Here is a 1,257-nt window from a genome sequence, read left to right on the forward strand (position 1 = left end):
CACCGGCTGAATTTGAAATGGCATATTATCGCCAATTAAAGGAGTCAGCTGATGCAGCTTGACTCAAACTAAAAAGTCTTCGGAAAAACCGGGCCGATTCAGAAGGTCGCGCCGTTCTCAACGGGATGCGCGCCGGTGGTATCAAACCTAACGAGACTACTTATAATACTTTGCTCAAAAAGGTGCAGACACTAGAGGAAGGACGCGCTGTTCTCAACAATATGTGGGCAGATGGAATCAAACCTGATGTTATTACCTATACCACATTACTCAACAAGGTTCAGACGGTTAGAAGAAGGTCGTGCCATTCTTAACAAGATGCGCGCCGATGGAATCAAACCTGATGTTGTTACCTATAACCACGCTGTTCAACAAGGTACAGACGCTAGAAGAGCGACACGCTATTCTTGGCGAAATGCACGCCGATGGAGTCGAGTCTGACGAAATTACTCATACCATATTGATCAACAAGAAAAGAAATTAGCTGAAAGCCACCATATTTTCTTAATGAACAACGCTATCCATGAATGATATTTATATATCCATTATACATTTTGGCTCTAGGATGTCTTAGCTGTGAGTTACTTTGAATATTTGCTCAATACTATAAAAACAGACAGTTTATTTTTAACAGTTTCCATTTGAATGTAGTGCATATAAAGTTTACGTTACGCTCAGTTTAGGGTATTTAGCAACTTTTTGAGAGGCTAGAATTCTGTGTAGTTGGAGAGATAACTTAAAATTAATATTATTAGTCTAGGGTCTGTTGACATTTCACATAGGTAGCCACAGATATCCACACGCTATGGCTACCATACTCTCGTAATTTCGCTTCAGTTTGTCGTATCGCGTTGCTATTGCCCGATACTGTTTTAGCCTGGCAAAAGCATTCTCCACCCAATGCCGGTATTGATATAAACCCCAATCCATATCTGCATTACCCTTCAACGAGTTGCGCTTTCTCGGTATCACAGCCTGAACCCCCTTCTTCGTTATCTGTTCCCGTAACCATTCGCTGTCATAGCCCTTGTCCGCAACTATTGTTTTTGCGTCAGGCAACCTGGCAATCAAATCAGGCGCGGCAGAACAGTCATTGACTTCTCCACCGGTGATTCCAAACTCAACTGGCAAGCCATAACCATCGACCGCTAAATGGATCTTTGTGGTATTGCCTGCACGGCTTTTCCCGATAGCCTGCGATTCTTGACTCGCTGCTCCCGCACTATGTTGATGCGCTTTAACATAACTGCCATCCAT

At 43.1% G+C, this 1,257-nt stretch carries 3 protein-coding genes and 1 pseudogene; 3 read left to right on the plus strand and 1 reads right to left on the minus strand.

Annotated features, from left to right (window positions below; translation table 11 throughout):
- Positions 1–116: 116 nt before the first annotated feature.
- The 3 genes and pseudogenes from BM122_RS26490 to BM122_RS23810 form a co-directional block, all read left to right on the plus strand.
- Positions 117–173 (plus strand): annotated as a pseudogene (locus BM122_RS26490) (hypothetical protein); the annotation flags it as partial.
- A complete protein-coding gene (locus tag BM122_RS26495; protein WP_371264972.1) occupies positions 171–314 on the plus strand; it encodes a pentatricopeptide repeat-containing protein in 144 nt (47 codons plus the stop codon). The pseudogene BM122_RS26490 and the gene BM122_RS26495, both read left to right, overlap by 3 nt.
- A gap of 14 nt (positions 315–328) precedes the next feature.
- Positions 329–484: a hypothetical protein gene (locus tag BM122_RS23810; RefSeq protein WP_177198258.1), complete on the plus strand. Its 156-nt coding sequence runs from the start codon at positions 329–331 to the stop codon at positions 482–484.
- A 290-nt stretch (positions 485–774) separates the two neighbouring features.
- On the opposite strand, the gene BM122_RS21300 is transcribed toward BM122_RS23810, so the two are convergent.
- On the minus strand, positions 775–1,257 hold a 483-nt coding region (locus BM122_RS21300), incomplete at its 5' end, for an IS5 family transposase (protein ID WP_074907617.1).

Source organism: Nitrosomonas communis (assembly GCF_900114745.1).
GTDB classification, from domain to species: domain Bacteria; phylum Pseudomonadota; class Gammaproteobacteria; order Burkholderiales; family Nitrosomonadaceae; genus Nitrosomonas; species Nitrosomonas communis_A.

Excerpts from the sequence above, each read along its gene's own strand:
- BM122_RS23810 (WP_177198258.1), top strand. The coding sequence starts at position 329 with ATGGAATCAAACCTGATGTTGTTACCTATAACCACGCTGTTCAACAAG.